At 74.7% G+C, this 18,506-nt stretch carries 15 protein-coding genes and 1 pseudogene; 7 read left to right on the top strand and 9 right to left on the bottom strand.

From position 1 onward, the window contains the following. Positions 1-45: 45 nt before the first annotated feature. Both KPL59_RS17260 and KPL59_RS17255 read right to left on the bottom strand, forming a co-directional pair. Positions 46-1,944 carry a glycosyltransferase gene (locus KPL59_RS17260; protein ID WP_226361394.1) on the bottom strand — a complete coding sequence of 633 codons (1,899 nt, stop codon included), beginning with the start codon at positions 1,942-1,944 and terminating at the stop codon, positions 46-48. 55 nt (positions 1,945-1,999) lie between these two features. Beyond that, positions 2,000-5,245, bottom strand: coding sequence for an arabinosyltransferase domain-containing protein (locus KPL59_RS17255; RefSeq protein WP_226361393.1), 3,246 nt, complete (start codon positions 5,243-5,245; stop codon positions 2,000-2,002). A 183-nt stretch (positions 5,246-5,428) separates the two neighbouring features. Between KPL59_RS17255 and KPL59_RS37730 the strand changes: the two are divergent. The 4 genes and pseudogenes from KPL59_RS37730 to KPL59_RS17235 form a co-directional block, all read left to right on the top strand. Next, a pseudogene (locus KPL59_RS37730) lies at positions 5,429-6,046 on the top strand (acyltransferase family protein); the annotation flags it as partial. Positions 6,047-6,092: 46 nt separating this feature from the next. Then, positions 6,093-7,988 carry an acyltransferase gene (locus KPL59_RS17245; protein WP_226361392.1) on the top strand — a complete coding sequence of 632 codons (1,896 nt, stop codon included), beginning with the start codon at positions 6,093-6,095 and terminating at the stop codon, positions 7,986-7,988. Between the two features lie 280 nt (positions 7,989-8,268). Continuing rightward, positions 8,269-8,955, top strand: a complete 687-nt coding sequence (locus KPL59_RS17240) for a hypothetical protein (RefSeq protein ID WP_226352650.1) — start codon at positions 8,269-8,271, stop codon at positions 8,953-8,955. A gap of 10 nt (positions 8,956-8,965) precedes the next feature. Then, complete coding sequence (locus KPL59_RS17235; protein WP_226352651.1) at positions 8,966-9,616, top strand: nitroreductase family protein; 651 nt, start codon at positions 8,966-8,968, stop codon at positions 9,614-9,616. A gap of 16 nt (positions 9,617-9,632) precedes the next feature. On the opposite strand, the gene KPL59_RS17230 is transcribed toward KPL59_RS17235, so the two are convergent. Together KPL59_RS17230 and KPL59_RS17225 are read right to left on the bottom strand one after the other, a co-directional pair. Next, positions 9,633-10,388 (bottom strand): decaprenylphospho-beta-D-erythro-pentofuranosid-2-ulose 2-reductase, encoded by a 756-nt coding sequence (locus KPL59_RS17230; RefSeq protein ID WP_226361391.1) that lies wholly within the window; start codon positions 10,386-10,388, stop codon positions 9,633-9,635. 20 nt (positions 10,389-10,408) lie between these two features. Further along, entirely contained in the window at positions 10,409-11,815 is a 1,407-nt protein-coding gene (locus KPL59_RS17225; protein ID WP_075309122.1) for an FAD-binding oxidoreductase, read from the bottom strand. Between the two features lie 52 nt (positions 11,816-11,867). On the opposite strand from KPL59_RS17225, the gene KPL59_RS17220 reads away from it, so the two are divergent. Both KPL59_RS17220 and KPL59_RS17215 read left to right on the top strand, forming a co-directional pair. After that, entirely contained in the window at positions 11,868-13,664 is a 1,797-nt protein-coding gene (locus tag KPL59_RS17220) for a hypothetical protein (protein WP_226361390.1), read from the top strand. A gap of 17 nt (positions 13,665-13,681) precedes the next feature. Further along, positions 13,682-14,284, top strand: coding sequence for a DUF1707 domain-containing protein (locus tag KPL59_RS17215; RefSeq protein ID WP_020627916.1), 603 nt, complete (start codon positions 13,682-13,684; stop codon positions 14,282-14,284). Here KPL59_RS17215 and KPL59_RS17210 read toward each other — a convergent pair. From KPL59_RS17210 to KPL59_RS17195, 4 genes are read right to left on the bottom strand one after another with little or no spacing between them, the layout of a single operon-like run. Next, positions 14,275-15,030: an ABC transporter permease gene (locus KPL59_RS17210; protein WP_226352654.1), complete on the bottom strand. Its 756-nt coding sequence runs from the start codon at positions 15,028-15,030 to the stop codon at positions 14,275-14,277. The two genes, KPL59_RS17215 and KPL59_RS17210, sit on opposite strands and share 10 nt — an antisense overlap. Beyond that, positions 15,027-15,920: an ABC transporter ATP-binding protein gene (locus KPL59_RS17205; protein WP_226361389.1), complete on the bottom strand. Its 894-nt coding sequence runs from the start codon at positions 15,918-15,920 to the stop codon at positions 15,027-15,029. The genes KPL59_RS17210 and KPL59_RS17205 overlap by 4 nt, the downstream gene beginning before the upstream one ends. Next, positions 15,917-16,234: a transcriptional regulator gene (locus KPL59_RS17200; protein ID WP_226352655.1), complete on the bottom strand. Its 318-nt coding sequence runs from the start codon at positions 16,232-16,234 to the stop codon at positions 15,917-15,919. The genes KPL59_RS17205 and KPL59_RS17200 overlap by 4 nt, the downstream gene beginning before the upstream one ends. Beyond that, on the bottom strand, positions 16,231-16,842 hold the full coding sequence (locus KPL59_RS17195; RefSeq protein ID WP_226361388.1) for a hypothetical protein: 612 nt from the start codon (positions 16,840-16,842) through the stop codon (positions 16,231-16,233). The genes KPL59_RS17200 and KPL59_RS17195 overlap by 4 nt, the downstream gene beginning before the upstream one ends. Positions 16,843-17,002: 160 nt before the next feature. Here KPL59_RS17195 and KPL59_RS17190 point away from each other — a divergent pair, with 160 nt between their 5' ends. Further along, positions 17,003-17,458, top strand: coding sequence for a GtrA family protein (locus KPL59_RS17190; RefSeq protein WP_308187905.1), 456 nt, complete (start codon positions 17,003-17,005; stop codon positions 17,456-17,458). A gap of 78 nt (positions 17,459-17,536) precedes the next feature. Here the strand turns inward: KPL59_RS17190 and KPL59_RS17185 are convergent, their stop codons facing one another. Then, entirely contained in the window at positions 17,537-18,499 is a 963-nt protein-coding gene (locus KPL59_RS17185; protein WP_226361387.1) for a type IV toxin-antitoxin system AbiEi family antitoxin domain-containing protein, read from the bottom strand. Between the last annotated feature and the right edge of the window lie 7 nt (positions 18,500-18,506).

The raw sequence follows: 18,506 nt of genomic DNA, 5'->3' as shown, positions 1-18,506 counted from the left end.
GTGGACGCCCGCGGAGGGGTGTGGATGCCGCAGAGCCGGGCCGGCTCAGCCGGCGTCGTAGAGCCGGGCCCACGTCTCCCGCGAGGTGAGCCGCGGCTCGGCGGCCTTCCACTCCCTGGCGGCCTGCGGGCCCTCGTTCCAGAGCCGGCGCACCGTCTGCACCCCGCGCGTGGTGAGTTCGCGCAGCCGCTCCCGGTCGCGGGTCCGGATCCGGACACCGGTCTCGGCCATGTCGGTGACGATCGCGCGCTCGAACAGCGACACGTGCCACCAGTGCGCCTCACCGGCGGGGACCATCCCGGAGCGGAACGGCACCCGCCCGGTGGCCTGCAGCACGGCGCGCTTCACCCAGGTCCGCACGACCTTCGACGGCTTGTGCCCGGCCAGGTGCACGACGGACTCGCGCACGTCGAGCCCGGCCTGGGCCAGCGGCACCGCCGTCGTCTCGGGGTAGGCGGCCCGGATCCAGCGGATCTCCGCCGCCGCGGCGGCGGAGCCGTCGTCGAGCACCGAGGGGCCGCGCAGGAAGTCGTCGACGGCGGTCAGCAGCGTCGCCGCCAGCCCGTACTGCATCGCGACCAGGTACTGGGCCAGCAGCTCGACGATCGTCGTGGTCACCGTGCGCCGGTCGAAGCCGGTGCGCAGGGCGGCGGTGATCAGGCCGTTGCGCTGGTTGAAGTAGCGGTGCCACTCGTCCCAGTCCTTCCAGCCGAAGTCGGCGTGCCACACGGCGGCACCGGGCAGCGACACCGTGGCGAAGCCGCGCTCGCGGGCGCGGTAGCCGAACTCGACGTCGTCCCACTGGAAGAACAGCGGCAGCGGGTAGCCGATGGCCCGCACGACCGGCGCGGGGATCAGGCAGGACCACCAGCCGTTGTACTCGGTGTCGACCCGCTGCTCCTGCACGATCGGCAGCAACCGCTCGTCGCGGCCGAGGAGGAAGCCCTCCTCCAGTGCGCCGGGGACGGGCATGCCCACCCGCAGCTTCTCGGGCACGGCGTACTCGGCGGTGATGTGGACGTGCCCCGGGTGGAGCAGGTTCAGCATCTGCCCGCCGACGATCGTCGGCGCGGTGGTGCACGCGGCGAACCCGGTCAGCCGGACGACGATCTCCGGGTCGAGCAGCACGTCGTCGTCCATGAGCAGGACGTCGTGGTCGTCGGCCGGGTCGCCGGCGGTCGCCTCGTAGAGCCCGCGGGTGAAGCCGCCCGCGCCGCCCAGGTTGGGCTGGCGCTGGTAGGCGAGCCGGTCGCCGAACGCCGCGGCCAGCGGCGCGAACCGGTCGCGCGACTCCAGCGGGTCGCTGCCCTGGTCGACCACCCGGACGGTCGCCACGCGGGCCAGCGCGGCCGGGTCGTCGAGCAGCGCCTGCAGCGTGTTCAGGCAGTCCTCGACGCGGTTGTGGGTGCAGATCGTGATCGAGGTGGGCCGCGGCGGGCGGGGCACCGCGACCGTCCACTCGACGTCGGACACGGTCAGTGTGCCGGTGTCGGTCGCGAACTCCAGCCAGAGCCCGCCGCCGTCGACGAAGCGGTCGATCGCCCCGGTCAGCTCGACGACGCCGCCGCCGTCGACGCCGGTGGTGGCGACGGCGCGGGCGACCTTGTTCGTGTCCGAGGCCATCAGCCACACCCGGCCGCGACCCGCGGCGCGCAGGGACACCCGCACCTCGGGTACCGCGGTCCAGCGGTGCCAGTAGGTGGCGTGCAGCCGCCCCCAGTAGGTGTTGGTGGTGACGTGGGTGGCCGGGACCAGCTCGATCAGGCCCCGCTCGCGGCGGGCGGCGCCGCGCAGGACCTCGGCGTAGAGGTCCTCGGGCACCAGGTGCGTCGGCCCGGTGAAGGGGCCACGCTGCACGACCAGCCGTCCGGGGCGGGCCCCACCGGCGGTGTCGTCGGCCGGGGCGGGCTCGCCCCCGCGGAGGGGCCGGGCGGTGTCCAGCATGGCTCTCGCTCTCGCCTCACATCTCGGATCGGACAGGACGAAGTCTGCCGGGGCCTCAGTCCGGCAGTGGCGTCGGGTCCGGCGAGGGTGCCCCGGCCTGCCCGACCTGCTGCCAGCCCCACAGGGTCCGCTCGCCGTCCTGCACCGGGGCGGGGACCGCCCGGGGGTCGTAGGGCTCGACGAGCCGGATCTGGCCCCAGTCGAAGTCCCAGGCGCCGGGCAGGTAGGTCGGGACGTAGCGCTGGGCGGCGGTCCGGACCAGCCAGCCCTGCGGGCCGCCGAACCGGCTGCGGCCCCACTCGTCGGCGACGGTGCGCTGCTGCGGGTCGGCGAGCATCCGGAACACCGGCACGTCGGCGATGCCCCGGTGCACGCCGAAGCGCGTCACACAGGGGTGCACGAACGACGTCGCCCAGTCCAGGTACGCGGTGCCGCGGGCGGCGATCGTCGTCAGCGGGGTCAGCCGCGGCACCCGGGGCTGCGCGACGGCGACCCACGCCCCGGTGCCGATGCCGCGGTCGGACACGATCACCCGCACCCGGTCGGCGTCGGCGGCCGGCCGGCCAGCGAGGTCGACGCGCAGGTCCCGCCACGCCTGGCCGCCCGAGGCGCCGCCGGAGTAGTCCGAGGTGCTGCTGACGGCCCCGCCGGGCTCGATCTCGTCGACGACGGCGCCGTCGCGGGCGAACTGCAGGGTCACGGTGTTGCCGCCGCCGATCGTCCCGGCGACGCCGAGGACCAGCGGTGCGGAGCCGTCGCGGGCCGCGGCGGGCAGCGTGTGCCACGCCGAGCGGTAGTCGCCGACGTTCTCCGGGTCCGGCGACCAGCTGCCCATGACCGGTCCGCCCAGCGGGCCGGTGCCGGTGACGCCGGGGCGGTCGTCGCCGTCGCCGGTGTTGTCGCGCAGTGATCCCGGTCCGGTCGGCGGCAGGCCCTCGGGCGTGAAGCCGTCGGCCAGCGGGCCCGGGTCCGCGACGCCCGCCGGTTCCGGCGCGGTCGGCAGCACGTTCGCGGCCGGGTCGGTCTCCACCTGGATGCGCCCGGCGAGCCCGCAGCGGGACCCGGTGGGGTCGGTCAGCACGTCGGTGCCCAGGGAGTACGAACCGGCCTGCTTCTCCATGCCCTTGGCCATCGAGGCGACCTGGAACAGGACCATGAGCGCGCAGATCACCGCGAGCGGCGCCGACCCCAGGCGGACGGCCTGGACGGTGCCGATGCGGCCGCGCCGGCGACCGAGGGTCCGTCGCACCGGGCGCGGCACCCCGGAGGCCGAGCGCAGGTGCTCCACTCCGGCGACGACGAGCGAGAGGAACGCCAGGACCAGCAGCACCGTCGTCGCCTGGATCCCGCTCACCGACACCGGCTTGTCGAACCACGGCACGCCCCAGTTCGAGACGTACCACCAGGTGTTCGGACCGCGGAACGCCAGTGCCGTCACCGCGAGCACCGCGGCCAGGAACAGCGCCTGGTTGCGCCGCGAGCGCAGGACCCCGGTGCTCGTCGCGAGCGCCGCCAGCGCCGCGACACCCGAGGCGAGCGCGGCGAACGCGCCGAAGTGGTGGGTCCACTTCGTCGGGGTGAGGGCCAGTACGGCGAACGACAGCGCGGTGCTCGCGAGCAGCCGCCGCGAGAACCCGAGTGCGGCGCCGGGGATGCGGCCCCGGCGCAGCAGCACGACCGTCGAGACGGTCATGCACAGCCACAGCAGCAGGACCGGGAAGCGGCGCTGCAGCGAGCCGTCGCGGCTGTCGCTGAACAGCAGGTCGTAGCGGGCGAGCTCCTGGTACCAGGGCAGGTTCGGGCCGATGTCCTGGCGGACCCGGGTGGCCTCGGCGACGGTGGCGAGGGTCTGGTCGCCGAACACGGCGGTGAGCACGATCAGCCCGGCCGCGAGCAGCGGCCCGAAGGTCGCCGCCCAGCCGGTGGTGCGGATCCGTTCGGTGAACAGCCGCAGCAGGGGGCGGGCCGCGGCCAGGAACGGGGCCAGCGCGATGAGGCCGGTCGGCGTCGCCGCGACGGCGAACGCCCCCGCGACGAGCGCCCCCGCGACCGGCAGCAGCCGCCGGGTGGCCAGCGCGCGCTCCAGCATCACGAACGACACCAGCGCCGCGATCACGACGACCGTCTCCGGGCGCAGCCCGTTGTTGAACGGCAGCCAGAAGCAGAGGAACACCCCGGCCGCGGCCCATCCCGCGGACCGGCTGCGCCGGACCTGGGCGCCGAGGCGGGGCAGCAGCGCCCGGCTGATCAGGAACCAGGACGCGACGCCCATCGCCAGCGCCGGGACCCGCAGCCACAGCACCGACTCCGAGACCCCGCTCCACAGCGAGTACAGCTGGTAGAACCAGCCGAACGGCGCCTCGGGGACGTCGAACCAGCGGTGGTAGTTGCCGATGTAGCCGGCGGTGTCGTTGCCCCGGGAGATGTCGAGGATGTACCCGTCGTCGCTGGTCATCGACCCGATGAGGGCCCACACGACCAGGACGCCGACGACGACGGCGTCCCGCAGGTCGTCCTGCCCGCGCAGCCGCCGGGCCAGCCGGCGGCCGTGCACGACGCGGCGGGCGTCGGCGTCGTCGATCCGGCGCAGGAAGAACAGCGCGCCGAACAGCGCGACGATCGCGACGCCCCCCGCGACGAGCTTGAGCGTCGAGGCGTCGGAGTCGTAGCGGTTGTCGGTGTCGAACCGGACGCTCGTGCCGCCCATCGGGTCACGGCCCGCGTCGAGGTCGGAGTGGATCCCGGTGAGCTGCGGGCGGCCGTCACCGGTGAACTCGTAGAGCGTGGCACCGCCCAGCGTCGCCGTCGTCGCGTCGAAGTCCGAGGTGAACGTGAGGGCGCAGGGCCCGCCCGGCGGGGGGAGCGGCGCGGTGGCGATGCGCTGGCCGCGGTTGTCGAGGGTGACCACCCCGTCGGCGACGGCGACGCGTAGACCGACCGTGTCGCCGTCCGGGGCGTCGGTGGGCGTCGTGGACAGGACGGTCGCGCGGCCGGGGGACCGGTCGTCGAGGCTGCGGATCGCGTCGCAGCCGATCGTCGCGGTCAGGCTCTCCGGCCGGTACGCGACCAGCGGGGCGTTCAGCGGCGCGGTGCCGGTCGTGGCGTTCGGCCAGGTGACGGTCGCCGTGTTCTGCACGACCGGCAGGAACGGGATCGCCAGCGCCAGCACCGCCGACAGCAGGCCCAGTGCGGCGGCGAGGAGGCGGTCGGTCGGACGCGACCGGCGGTCGGTGGAGCCCGATCCCGGGCGGGGATCGGCCTCCGTTGCGGCGGTCAGCACCCGGACGAGGCTAGACGCCACCCCGTGATCATCCGTGACACCCCCGTGACCCGTAACCGTTGGACCGGTCGACCTAGTCCACTCGGCTGGGTGCTCAAGGTCGACTGCACCCTGTTTCCATGACGCAGCGTGATGAACTGCGACGATCGGGCACTGTTCGGGTGTCACCGATGACGGTGGTGATCGACTCTCGTTGGGTCGGGTGTGAGCATCTGCACCGATTCGCGCACGACGGCCGACGACCCGGCCGGCGTCGCGTCCGCCGTCGGCGGCACCGCGCCCGAACAGGGTGCTCCGTCCGTCCGAAGTGGAGGAGACGGCGGCGGTGAGGTGCTCGCGCTGACCGGTCTGCGGATCGTCGCCGCGCTCTGGGTCGTCGCGTTCCACTTCCACTTCACCCCGATGGCGGGTGTGGAGACGGTGAACGACTGGCTCGGACCGCTGATCACGCAGGGCGCGCTCGGCGTCGACCTCTTCTTCGTCCTGAGCGGTTTCGTGATCGCCTGGACCTACCTCGACCAGCTGGGCCCGCGGCTGCGGCTGCGCGAGGCCGGCGGGTTCGTGTGGGCCCGTGCGGCGCGGATGTGGCCCGCCTACGTGGTGGTCCTCCACCTCTTCGGCGTGTGGCTCGTGGCGCGGCTGGTGTTCGGGTCGACGACCGACGTCGTCTACCAGTCGGTGCAGCCGTCGTTCACCGTCGGCGCGTGGCTGGAGCAGCTGTTCGGCGTACAGATGTGGGACGAGCAGTACCTCGACGGCGCGTCCTGGGTCGGCCCGACGTGGTCGATCAGCGCCGAGTGGCTCGCCTACCTGCTGTTCCCGCTGCTGGCCCCTCGGCTTCTTCCGGCTGCGGAACCTGCCGTTCGCGGTGCTGGCGGCGGGGTCGCTGCTCTGCACCGCACCGATGGCGGCCGCGTTCCTCGTGGTCGGGTCGCCGTACTACCCGTACAGCTGGCTGGTCCGGGTCCTCGGCGGGTTCTCCGCGGGCGTCCTGGCGATGCTGGCCGTGCGGCGGCTGCGCACCACCGAGCGGACCCGCTCCGCGGCCTCGACGACGGCGACGTTCACCGTCGCCGCGGTCCCGTTCGTCCTGCTGGCGGGGTCGGTCCTCGGCGGCGGGCTGCACGGCCTGGCCGTCGTCGCCTTCCCGATCCTGGTCGGGGCACTCGCGCTCGCCGACCGCGGACCGGTGCACCACCTGCTGACCCGTGGCCCGGTGGTGCACGGAGGGCGGATCTCCTACGCCCTCTACCTGGTCCACATCCCGATGTTCGAGATCTTCTGGTTCCTGAGCGACTCCGGTGTCCTCCCCCGCGGCGGGGAGACGGGGCATCTGATCGCGCTCACCGTCTTCGTGGGGACTCTGCCCGTGGCACACCTGCTGTACTCGCTCGTCGAACGTCCCGCGCGCCGGTGGATGCGGGGCCGCACCCGGCCCGCCCCCGAGGCGGTCGAGGCGGTCGTCGCCCCCGACCCGGTCCCCGCCGCCCGTCGCGTCGTGGACAACGACGCGGCGCGCCGTGACCCGGAGACCTCCGTGCTGGCGGTGGTCACCGACGAGCCGGTGACCTCGGTGCTGCCGGTCGTGTCGGCCGCACCGGCCGCGGACCCCGCCCCGGCGGCAGCCGCCCGGCGGACGGCGCCGGAACCCGCCCCGTCGCGGGCGTTCGCGCCGACGCAGGGCGCTCCTGCACAGGGCGCGCCGACGCAGGGCGCACCTTCACAGAGCGCGCCGACGCAGCAGGGCACGCCGACGCCGCAGAGCGCGTCGTCCGAGCAGGGCGCCGTGCAGCGGTCCGCCTCGTCGCAGCCCGCCGTTCAGCAGCCCGCCGTGCCGCAGCCCGCCCGGCCGCAGCAGGTCGCCGCTCGGCCCGGCGCCGGGGAGCAGCAGGTCGCCGCTCGGCCCGGCATCGGGGAGCAGCCGGCTGTCGCTCGGCCCCGCACCGGGGAGCAGCCGGTCGTCGCGGCCCGGCCGGTGGCCGGGGACGAGCCCGGCGACGTGCCGTCGGTGACCGAGGCGCTGCCGGTGGTCCGCCGCCGCTCGGCGGGCCCCGCCGTCGCCACGACGTCGGGCTGGACGCCCACCACACCTGCGGAGCAGGACCCGGCCGACGACGCGCGCACCGCGGCCATGCCGCTCGTCCGGCCCGTCGCGGCCCCGTCCGCGCCGGTCGCCGAGCCCGAGCCCACCGCCCCGGCGTCCGAGCCGGCTCCGGCCGACCCGATCGCCGTCCCGGCGCCCGCGCTGCCCACCCGGGCACCGCGCCGCCCCGATGCCGACCCCGCCGACGTGCCCGCCGCGGCCGAGATCGACGTCCCGGCCCCGGCCGGTTCGGCCCGCTGGGTGCTGGAGCGCCTGGCCGCGGCCCGGGCCGCCGACTTCGACGGCGCCGGGCACAGCGACCTCTCGGAGGACCTGGTGGCCGTCGCCCGGATGCGCAGCGGCGGCGCCGGGACCGGCGGGGACCTGTTCACCCCGGTCGTCGAGGGCACCGGCACCACCTCCGGCGTCGACCGGATGGAGCGGCTGCGGTCGCTGCACATCGCGGCCCGTGAGCTCGCCGACGACCGTGGTGTCGTCCCGGCGCCGCGGGCGATCCGCTCCGCCTCGGCGCTGCCCGGCACGCGGACCGGCGTCGAGAACTGCGGCCGCGCCAGCCGTCGTCGCGGCGACGCCCACGCCAGCGCCGCGACGCCGATCGTCGCCGCCTCGGGTGCGGCCGCATCCCGTCGCCCCCGGAAGAAGCCGGCGCACGGGGCCTGAGACACCGCTGGGGAGCGGGTAACACGGCCGTGCCCCCGGACCACCACCGTGGTCCGGGGGCACGGCCGCGTCCGCGTCGGATCCGGTCCCGTGGGGCGAAGAGACCGGCGGTGCCCGCCGGGCGGCGGTCCGCGCACCGGGCGAGCGGTCCGGTGACGCCGCATCCCGGTGCCCGGGACGTGACGCCGGTGCCCGGACACCGCGGCGCCGCGTCGGCGACAATGGACGTGCCCGCCCGTCGCGCCCCAGGACGGGTCCCGCCCACCGACGCGATGGACCGATGATCCCCACGACCCCGCCCCTCGCCGACCTGCCCGAGCCCACCGGTGCCGCACCGCCGGAGCGGGCCGCACTGCACTGGTACCTGCGCCTGGTCCGCCACCACCTGGGCCGTGGCCCCTACCTCGACGTGGCGGGTGCCGGCGGGGCGCTGCTCGCCGGGCTGGCGCGGCTCGGCCCGGCCTCGGGGCTCGCCGGCTCGGAGGCCGAGGCGGAGCGGATGCGCGCCGGTGCGCCGGGCTGCCCCGTGCACCTGAGCCTCGACGCTCTGCCGGGTCCGGTCGCGTCGCTGACCGCGGTGGAGGTGCTCGACCGGCTGCCGGACGCCGCGCTCGCCGGTGACCTCGGCCCGGGCGGCTGGTTCCGGGCGCTCGAACCGGGCGGGCACGCACTCGTCGTCGCCGCCGACGCCGAGGGCCGCGGCCGCGAGCTGGCCGGTGCCCGCTGGGTGCCGCCACGGGTCCCGCGCGGGCACCTGCGGATCCGGGAGATCCTCGTCGAGGCCGGGTTCGAGATCGTCCGGGAGGGCTCGGACGGGCTGACCCGTGGCCCCTACGGCGGCATCCCCACCTGGGCCGACCCGCGTCTGGCCGCGACCCGCGCGCAGCGGTCCGCGGGGCGGCTCACGTGCGAGGCGGGCGCGGGTGAGCGCGCGGTGATCATCGCGAGGAGGCCGGCGGCGCCGTAGCGTGCAGGGCATGAGCGATGTGCTGCCCCTCGGCCCCGACGAGCTGCTCACCACCACCCGGTCGGTCCGCAAGCGCCTTGACCTGGAGCGTCCGGTCCCGCTGGAGGTGGTCCGGGACAGTCTCGAGGTCGCGTTGCAGGCCCCGAGCGGTTCCAACCAGCAGGGCTGGCACTGGCTGGTGCTCACCGATGCCGAGAAGCGGAAGGCCGTCGGCGAGTACTACCGGAAGGCGTTCACCGCCTACCGGAACTCCGCGCAGTACCCGACGACCCGCTCCCACGGCGACGCCGACCGCGACGCCACCCAGCTCCGCGTCGCCGACAGCGCGCAGTACCTCGCGGACCGGATGGGCGAGGTCCCGGTGCTGGTCATCGGCGCGATCACTGCGAAGGCCGAGCTGCCGGCGTCGAACCAGGCCGGGCTGTGGGGCTCGCTGCTGCCGGCCGCGTGGAGCCTGCAGCTCGCGCTGCGCGCGCGTGGTCTGGGCAGCGCCTGGACGACGCTGCACCTGCAGTACGAGAAGGAGATCGCCGAGCTGCTGGGGATCCCGGACGACGTGCGGCAGGGGGTCCTGCTGCCGGTCGCGTACTACACCGGCGACACGTTCAAGCCCGCGAAGCGCCAGCCGCTCGACACCGTCCTGCACGTCGACGGCTGGTAGGCCGCCCCGTCCGGGCTCAGATCGGCAGCTTGCGGAAGATCGGCCGCGGCACGTGGCGCAGGGCGCTCATCACGAAGCGCATCGGCGCCGGCGCCCAGACCAGCTCCTTGCCCGTCCGCACCGCGTCGACGATGACGTCGGCGACGGCCTGCGGGGTGGTCGCGAGCGGTGCGGCGTCGAGGCCCTCGGTCATCTTCGAGTGCACGAAGCCGGGCCGGACGATCGTCACGGTCACGCCGAACTCGCGCAGCGCCTCGGTCAGACCGGTGTAGAACGCGTCCATCCCGGCCTTGGTGGAGCCGTAGACGAAGTTCGAGCGGCGGGCCCGCTCCCCGGCGACCGAGGAGATCGCGACGAGCGAGCCGTGGCCCTGCGCGCGGAACCGCTCGGCCAGCGCGACCCCGGTGGAGACGGTCGCGGTGTAGTTGACCTGCGCCAGCTCGACGGCGTGGTCGACGTCGGTCCAGGCCTTCTCGTTGTCGCCGAGCAGCCCGAACGCGACGACGGCGACGTCGATGTCCCCGCCCGCGAAGGCCTTCTTGACTACCTCGGGGTGGGTCTCGATGTCCCGGGCGTCGAACTCGATGGTCTCCACGCCGCACCCGAGCGCCTCGAGCTCGGTGCGGGCGGCGTCGAGCCGGGGGCCGGTGCGGGCGGCGAGCACGACCCGCAACGGGCGGTCCGCGGCGAACGCGCGCACGGTGGCCAGGCCGATCTCGGAGGCGCCGCCGAGGAGCAGGATGCTCTGCGGGTTGCCGACTGCGTCGATCATGATGGTGCTGGCTCCGGACGTCAGAGGGTCAGTGCGAGGCGGCGGGACATGTCGGAGGCGAAGACGCCGGTGGGGTCGACGCCGTCGCGGATCGCCTTCCACTCGGCGAACCGCGGGTAGCCGGCGGCGAAGGCCTCCGGCGACGTGCGCGACTCCTTCGCCAGGTACAGGCGCCCGCCGGCGGCCAGCACCATCTCGTCGAGCTCGGTGCAGAAGCGGGACAGGCCGCGTGCGATCGGGAAGTCGACGGTGATCGTCCAGCCCTCCGTCGGGAACGACAGCGGTGCGTCGTTGCCCGCGCCGAAGCGCTTGAACACGTTCAGCCCGGACTTGTGCGGCGAGGCCGCGATCTTCGACACGATGCGGCGCAGCTCGGTCTCGGCCCCCATCGGGACGACGAACTGGTACTGCAGGAAGCCCTTCGAGCCGTAGACCCGGTTCCAGTCCCCGAACACGTCGAGCACCTGGTAGAAGGCCGTGATGTTCTGCACCGAGCCACGCTGGCGCTTCGGTGCCTTGCGGAACCACAGCTCGGAGAACGCGGTCAGCGACAGCTTGTTGGCCAGCCCGTTCGGGAAGACGTCCGGGAAGGTCAGCAGCTGCGGCGCGTCGAACTTCAGCGGCTCGGACCGCAGCTTCGCGGGGAGCTGGTCGACGGTGGCGAGCGAGCCGCGGGTCAGCACCGACCGGCCCATCCGGGCGCCGGTCGCGGTGGTGTCGAACCACGCCGCGGAGTAGCCGTAGGTGTCGTCGGAGCCGTCGGTGAGCAGCTCGAGCAGGCCGTCGAGGTCGTCGGTGCGGTCGGTGTCGACCACGAAGTACGCCGACTCGGTCCGGTGCAGCCGCACCCTGGCCCGCACGATCACCCCGGTCAGGCCCATCCCGCCGACGGTCGCCCAGAACAGCTCGGCGTCCGGCCCGGAGGGGGTCAGCTCGCGCACCGAGCCGTCCGCGGTCACCAGCGCCAGCCACTCGACGTGGTTGCCGAAGCTGCCCTTGGTGTGGTGGTTCTTGCCGTGCACGTCGGCGCCGATCGCCCCGCCGATCGTGACCTGACGGGTGCCCGGCAGCACCGGGACCCACAGCCCGAGCGGGAGCGCGGCGCGCATGAGCTGGTCGAGGCTGACGCCCGCGTCGACGTCCGCGACGCCGGTGTCCGGGTCGATGGCGTGGATCCGGTTCAGCCCCGGCATGTCGAGGACGACGCCGCCCGCGTTCTGTGCCGGGTCGCCGTAGGACCGGCCGAGCCCGCGCGCGATCACGCCGCGCTCGCCCGCCGTGCGGACGGCCTCGGCCACGTCCTCGGCGTCGCGGGGGGTGACGAGCTGGGCGATCGTCGGCGCGGTCCGCCCCCAGCCGTGCAGGGAGGCGGTCCGTCGCGCCGGGGCGTCGGTCCTGGTGCTGCGGGGAACGGTCGTGTCCGTCATCGTCGCCAGGGTAGCGAGGGGCCCCGACGGCGACGGGTGCGACCCTGGGCGCGTGCTCGACGAGCGGCAGGTCCGCCTCCCGCTGCCACCGGCGCGGGGCCGGGGCGCGACCGCGGGGCTGTACGTGCTGCTCGGGCTCGGGTACCTGCTGGGCTCGCTGTGGCTGCAGCGCCGGGTGCTCGCCGACCCGGGCGGTCTGCTGATCGGCCACGTCACCGCCGACGCCGACATGTTCTCCTGGTGGATCCACTGGTTCCCGTTCGCCGTGACGCACGGGGAGAACCCGCTGGTCACCGACTGGATGCACTGGCCGTACGGGCTCAACGCACTGTGGAACACCGCGGTGCCGCTGCTGGCGCTGGCGCTGGCCCCGGTGACCCTGGTCGCGGGCTCGGTGACCGCGTTCAACGTCGGCCTGATCCTCGGCCCGGTCGTCTCCGGGCTGGTGCTGGTCGCCGCGCTCGGCCCGTACGTGGGCCGGACCGGTCGCGGCTGGGCCGCCCGCGGGATCGCCGGAGCGCTGTACGCGTTCTCCCCGTTCCACCTCGCGCACGCGATCGCCGGGCACCTCAACCTCACGTGGTCGCTGCTGCCGCCGCTGCTCCTGCTGCTGGCCCACCACCTGTTCGCGCGAGGGCCGCTGCGCCGGCCGTGGACGGTCGGGGCGGCGGCCGGGCTCGCCCTGGTCGGGCAGCTCGTCCTCTACACCCAGACCCTCGCGATCGGCGTGATCTTCCTGGTCGTCACCGCGATCGTGCTCGCGCTGCGGTTCCCGCGCCGGGTCCCCGCCCACCTGCCGGGGCTGGCCCGGGCCGGACTGGCCTGCGTCGGGGTGTTCGTGGTGCTCGGCGCGTACCCGCTGTACCTGGTGCTGGCCGGGCCGAACCGGCCGCGCGGCCCGATCCGCAACGTGCACGCCACGGGGGCGGACCTGGTGAACCTGCTGGTCCCGACCCGGCTGACCGCCGTTCGCGCGGTCCCCGACGGCACGGACGCCGAGCTCGGCGGCCACATCGGTGAGCAGGGCGGCTACGTCGGCCTCGCCGCGCTGGCGCTGGTCGTCGTCGCGGTGCTGGTCGTCCGGTCGACGACGCTGCGGGTGGTCGCGGCGGTCGGGTTCCTGTCCTGGGTCGCCTCGCTCGGCACGAGCGTGGTGCTGCTGGGCGACTACACCGGGATCCCGCTGCCCTGGCTGGTGTTCGCCGAGGTGCCGCTGCTGTCGGAGGTCGAGCCGGTCCGGATCCAGGTGGTGCCGGCGATGTGCGTGGCCGTCGTCGTAGCGCTGTGGGTGGACCGGATGCCGCTCGACACCCCGGCGACGGCGGTCGGCGCCGTCGCCCTGACCGCGCTGACCGTGGTGTCGTGGCTGCCCGCCGACGCCCAGGAGGTCCGGCCCGCTCCGGTGCCCGCCTTCTTCGCGGCCGGGGCGGCGCCGCTGGGCCCGGCCGACGTCGTCGAGATCTACCCACGCATCACCGCGGCCTGGGACGACGGCGCCCAGGGCCTGCGGTGGCAGGCGGCCTCCGGCCCGGCGTTCCGCATCCGCGGCGGCTACTTCATCGCCTCCGACCCCGACGACGACGTCGCGATCCAGTCCCGCTGGAACCGCTACCAGATCGGGGCGCAGTGGGTCGCCGACGGCAAGGACGAGCCCAGCGACGACTACGCCGCCGCCGCCCACCGCGAGCTGCGCGACCTGGGGATCACCGCCGTCGCGTTCGTCCCCGGGTACGCCGGGGGAGACGAGGCCAGGGCGCTGGCCTGGACCCGCCGGGTGACCGGCGACCCCGGCCGGTTCGACGGCGGGGTGTGGCTCTTCCGGCTGCCGGACGGCGCACCCGTCGGCTAGGTGTTTACCCTGGTGGGGTGACCGGCGCGCGGCTACCCGGAGAGGGTCGGGAGATCAGGATCTCCGACGCCGACCGCGAGCGCGTCGCGGCGCGGCTCAACCACGCGTTGGGCGAGGGCCGCATCTCGGTCGAGGAGCTGCAGGAGCGGCTGTCGGTCGTCTACGGCGCCCGGTTCGGCTCCGAGCTGCTCCCCGTGCTGTCCGACCTGCCCGGGGACCCGCTGAACCTGTCCGCGGACGTCCTCGCCACACCGGTCGGCCCGCCCACGGTGCTGCGCGGCGGCATGAGCGGGGTCAAGCGCCGCGGCGACTGGGCGGTCCCGGCCCGGCTGCGGGTGCAGACCTCGCTCGGCGCGGTGCTACTGGACTTCTGCGACGCGCAGCTGCCCCTGCCCGTCGTCGAGGTGGAGCTGGAGCTCGGCGCCGGTTCGGCCCGGCTGCTGGTCCCGGAGAACGCCACCGCCGACGTCGACGGCCTCGTCTCCCAGTACGGCTCGGTCCGCTCGAAGATGCCCAGCCGCGCCGTCCACGGCCGCCCGCACTTCCGCGTCTACGGCCGGACGGCCGCCGGTTCGGTCACGGTGCGGCCCCGCTACACCTTCGCCGGCCGTCACTTCTGACCCGGTTCACCGGAAGCGACGGCCCTCGTCGCGCCGGTAGGCCCAACCCACCAGCAGGGCCAGCCCGACCGTCCACACCGCGAACGCGCCCAGTGCCGGCCGCTCGGGGCCGGTCCGCCGAGCGACCAGAGCAGCAGGTCGCGGGCCCCGCGGGTGGGCAGCAGCTCGGTCGCGCGGGCCAGCCAGCCGGGGAACAGCTCCGGCGGCAGCAGCAGCCCGCCGCCGAAGGCCATCGGGAAGAACGCCAGCTGGGTCACCGGCAGCGCCACCTTGGTCGGCAGCGAGTAGCCGATCGCGAGCCCGCCGAACAGGAACGGCAGCCCGGCCACCAGCAGCGCCAGCACCGCGCCCGGCAGCCGGGCGGGCTCGACGGCCGCGGGTGTGAGCAGCGCGCCGAGCACGACCACCGGCAGCATCCCGAGCAGCGCGAACAGCACACCGACCGCGAGCCGGCCGACCACCCGGGCCGACGCGGGCGCGGGCAGCGTGCGCAGGTACGGGTCCCACGGCTTCTCGCGGTCGTCGGCGACGCCCACCCCGAAGGTGAACAGGAACCCGCTGAGCACGCCGAACAGCGCGAGCTGGGCGACCGTGCGGGTCGCCGCGACCGGGTCGTCGCCCCAGTCGAACGGCAGCACGAAGAAGCAAAGGGTCAGGGCGGGGAACAGCGCGGTGGACAGCACCGCGACCGGGATCCGCAGCTGCTCCAGGATCAGGTAGCGGGCGTGCGCCGTGGCGATGCTCATGCCTGTCCTCCGGTCAGGGTGAGGAACGCGTCCTCCAGCGAGGCGCGGGAGACGGCGAGGTCGGTGAACGGGACGTCGTGGCGGACCAGGGCGCGGACGAGCTCGTCGGCGTCGGGGGTGTGCAGCACGACGCGGTCGCCGTCGACCTCGGCCCGGTCCACGCCGGGCAGGTCGTCGGGCACCGCCGGTCCCCCGGGTGCCGTCGTGGTCCGGAACGCGACCCGGCCGCCCCGGACAGCACCACGGACGGCGTCGACGTCGCCGTCGGCGCGGATCCGACCGCCGGCCAGGACGACGACGCGCTCCGCCAGCGACTCGATCTCGTCCAGGTAGTGGGTGGTCAGCAGGACGGTCCCGCCGCCGGCGTGGAACTCGCGGACGGTGTCCCAGAGCGCGTGGCGCCCCTCGATGTCCAGGCCGGTCGTCGGCTCGTCGAGCAGCACCAGCAGAGGACGACCGATGAACGCGAGCGCGAGCGCGAGGCGGCGCTTCTGGCCGCCGGACAGCCCGCCCGCCTGGCGTCGCTCCAGCCCGTCGAGGCCGAAGCGCTCCAGCAGCTCGCCGGCCCCGACCGGGTCGGGGAAGTGGGCGCCGACGAACCGGACGATCTCCCCGACCCGCAGCGTGTCCGGCAGCCCCGTCTGCTGCGGGGTGGTGCCCAGGGCGACCCGGTTCGCCGCGTCCCGCGGGTCCCCGCCGAACATCCGCACCGTGCCGGTGTCCGGCCGGCGCAGCCCGGACACGAGGTTGACCAGCGTCGACTTGCCCGCGCCGTTCGGGCCGAGCAGTCCGGTGAGGCTGCCGGGCTCCAGGACGAGGTCGACGTCGTCGAGGGCGAGGGTGTCGCCGTAGCGGCGGGAGACCCCGCGCAGCTCCACCGGGGCGGTCACGACGGCACCTCCGAGGGGTCCGACGACGGGTCGAGCAGCGCTCGCAGGGCCGTCGTGTAGTCCTCGAAGGCCCGCCGGCCCGTTCTCGTCAATTCGACGAAGGTCACCGGGGTGCGTCGTTGGTGCGTCTTGGTGATCGCGACGTAGCCGGAGTCCTCCAGCTTGCGCAGGTGCGTGGACAGGTTGCCCGCGGTCATGCCGAGCAGCTCCTGCAGGCGCGGGAAGGTCATGCGGTCGCCGTCGTCGAGTGCCGCGAGGGTGGCGGTGACCCGCAGCCGGGCCTGGGCGTGGATGACGGGGTCGAGCTCGGTCATCGGACCACCCGCGCCCGTGTCCACAGTCCGGTGGCGACCAGTGCGCCGCCGCCGACGAGGGCCAGCGTCAGCGCGTGCCACGGTGCCGGGACGAACGGCAGCGCTGCCCCGAGCACCAGCAGTCCGAGTCCGAGTGCGTAGTCGGGGACGTTGCGCCAGACCGCGGCCCCGACCGCGAACAGGCCGCCGGTGACGAACACGAACAGCGCGGGCATGGCGAACCCGACCGGCGCGCCGAGCCGGCCGAGGCCGATCACCAGCGCGACGACACCGATCATCGCCACCGGCCAGACCCAGCCGTAGAGGGCGCCGTGGAGCTGGCTCGGCCCGGCGACGCCGCGTCCCATCCGGGCGCCGACCACGCCGCTGCTGATCGACCCCCCGGCGATCGCCAGCCCCGTGAGAACGCCCGCGGTGAGCGCGGTGACCGCCCCGGTCCCGTTCGCGAACCAGGCGAGCCCGATGACCGCCCAGGCCGCGCCCCAGATCAGATAGAAGATCCAGTACGGCGGGACCTGCCGGGCCTGCTCGCGCTCGATGATCGCGAGCGCGTCGGCCGGTGAGCGCGGCGGCTGGTCGTCGACGTCGGTGTCCGTCCGATCCTGCATGCTTCCCCCACTACCAACTGGTTTGCTCCGTCACCAACTTTGTACGGCAAAGTGCGTTGCCCTGTCCACGGTCGCGTACGGATCGGCAGGTCGGAGGGGCGCGACCTGCGCTTCGGTGGGTCGACGCGGTCGTTGCGGCGCGCGCCGCTACCCTCGATGGGTGACCGCCACCGAGCCCACCCGGGCCGAGCCCCCGGCCACCGGTCCGGCCGACGCCCCGGCCCCGCGCCTCGGCCTCGTCCGCCAGCTGGGCAGCTTCGTCGCGATCGGCGTGCTCTCCGCGATCGTCGACTTCGGCGTCTATCACCTGCTCCTGAACGCGGGCCTGTGGGTGCCGTTCGCCAAGGGCATCAGCTTCATCCTCGGTACGACGACGGCGTACCTGCTCAACAAGCGCTTCACCTTCACCGGCGCGAACACCGGCGGCCGCGCGAGGTTCGCCGGCTTCGTGGCCCTCTACGGCACGACCTTCGCCGTCAACGTCGGCATGAACTCCCTGGTCCTGCACCTGCTGCCGCCGCTGAGCTACGACACCAGCCTCGCCTGGCTGGTCGCCCAGGGCACCGCCACCGCGATCAACTTCGTCATGCTGCGCTGGGTCATCTTCAAGGACTGACCCCCGCATCCACACCTGTTCTCGGGCATCCACACCTGCTGCAACGGGTGTGGACGCCAGACAGGGGGTGTGGATCCGTCAGGACCGGAGCGCGGAGCGGAGGGTGGCGACCATGCCCTGCGGGCCGGGGTCGGTGATCTCCTGCCAGGTCCAGCGGACGACGACGAGCCCGGTGCGGCGGATGCGGTCCTCCCGGCGCTTCTCCTCCCAGAGCGCCTCGGCCGCATCCCCGCCGGGACAGCGGGCGCGCCCGTACTTCACGCGCCCGTCGAACTCGCCGACGACACGCAGCCCCGGCCAGGCGAAGTCGGCACGGTAACGGGTCCCGGGCACGGGCCACTGCGTCACCGGGGTGGGCAGGCCGGACAGGTGCATCCCGAGACGGCTGCGGGTCTCCCCGGGACTCTCGCTCGCCGGGTCGACGAGGGCGAGGGTCCGGCGAGCCGTGCCCACTCCTGTGGTCCCGGTGGCCCGGGCCAGCGCCGACGTGATGTCGTCGGGCGATGTCGCGCCCGGTCGAGGGTGCCCGGTGCGCCCGTCGACGACCGCGGCATGCAGGGCGCCGTCCGCGACGACCAGCGCCTGTTCCGTGGGCAACGACCGGGCCAGGTCGACGACCGTGCGGGCGGGACCCGTCAGGCGCAGGCCGTCGACCTCGACCGCGTCGTCGGAGGCGAGTGCTCCGCTGTGTACGACCATGTCACCGCGGGTCCGGGCACCGGTGGGGCGGGACCGGAGGACGTGGAGCCGATCGAGCGGGACGGCCCATACCGGCAGGCCGAGCAGCACGGATGCGGTGACGTGGCCGAACACCGCATCCGGGGACAGTCCCGGCGCGGCGGCCCGGGCACGCAGAGCGTGGTCGACGACGGCCGAGTCCGATCCGCCCCCGTCGGTGAGCCGGTAGACCCCGCGCCGGACACCGGTCAGGACCCCGCTACGCCGCAGCGCGTCGATCTCGTCGTCGGAGAACCCCTGCTCCCGCAGCCGGCTACGCCGGACCAGGCCGTGTGCGTCGCCCCGGAGCGTCTCGCGTGTCATACCGGTG

It is taken from the genome of Pseudonocardia sp. ICBG1142, assembly GCF_020496255.1.
Lineage (GTDB): Bacteria > Actinomycetota > Actinomycetes > Mycobacteriales > Pseudonocardiaceae > Pseudonocardia.
This window is presented reverse-complemented; position numbering and strand designations above follow the sequence as displayed.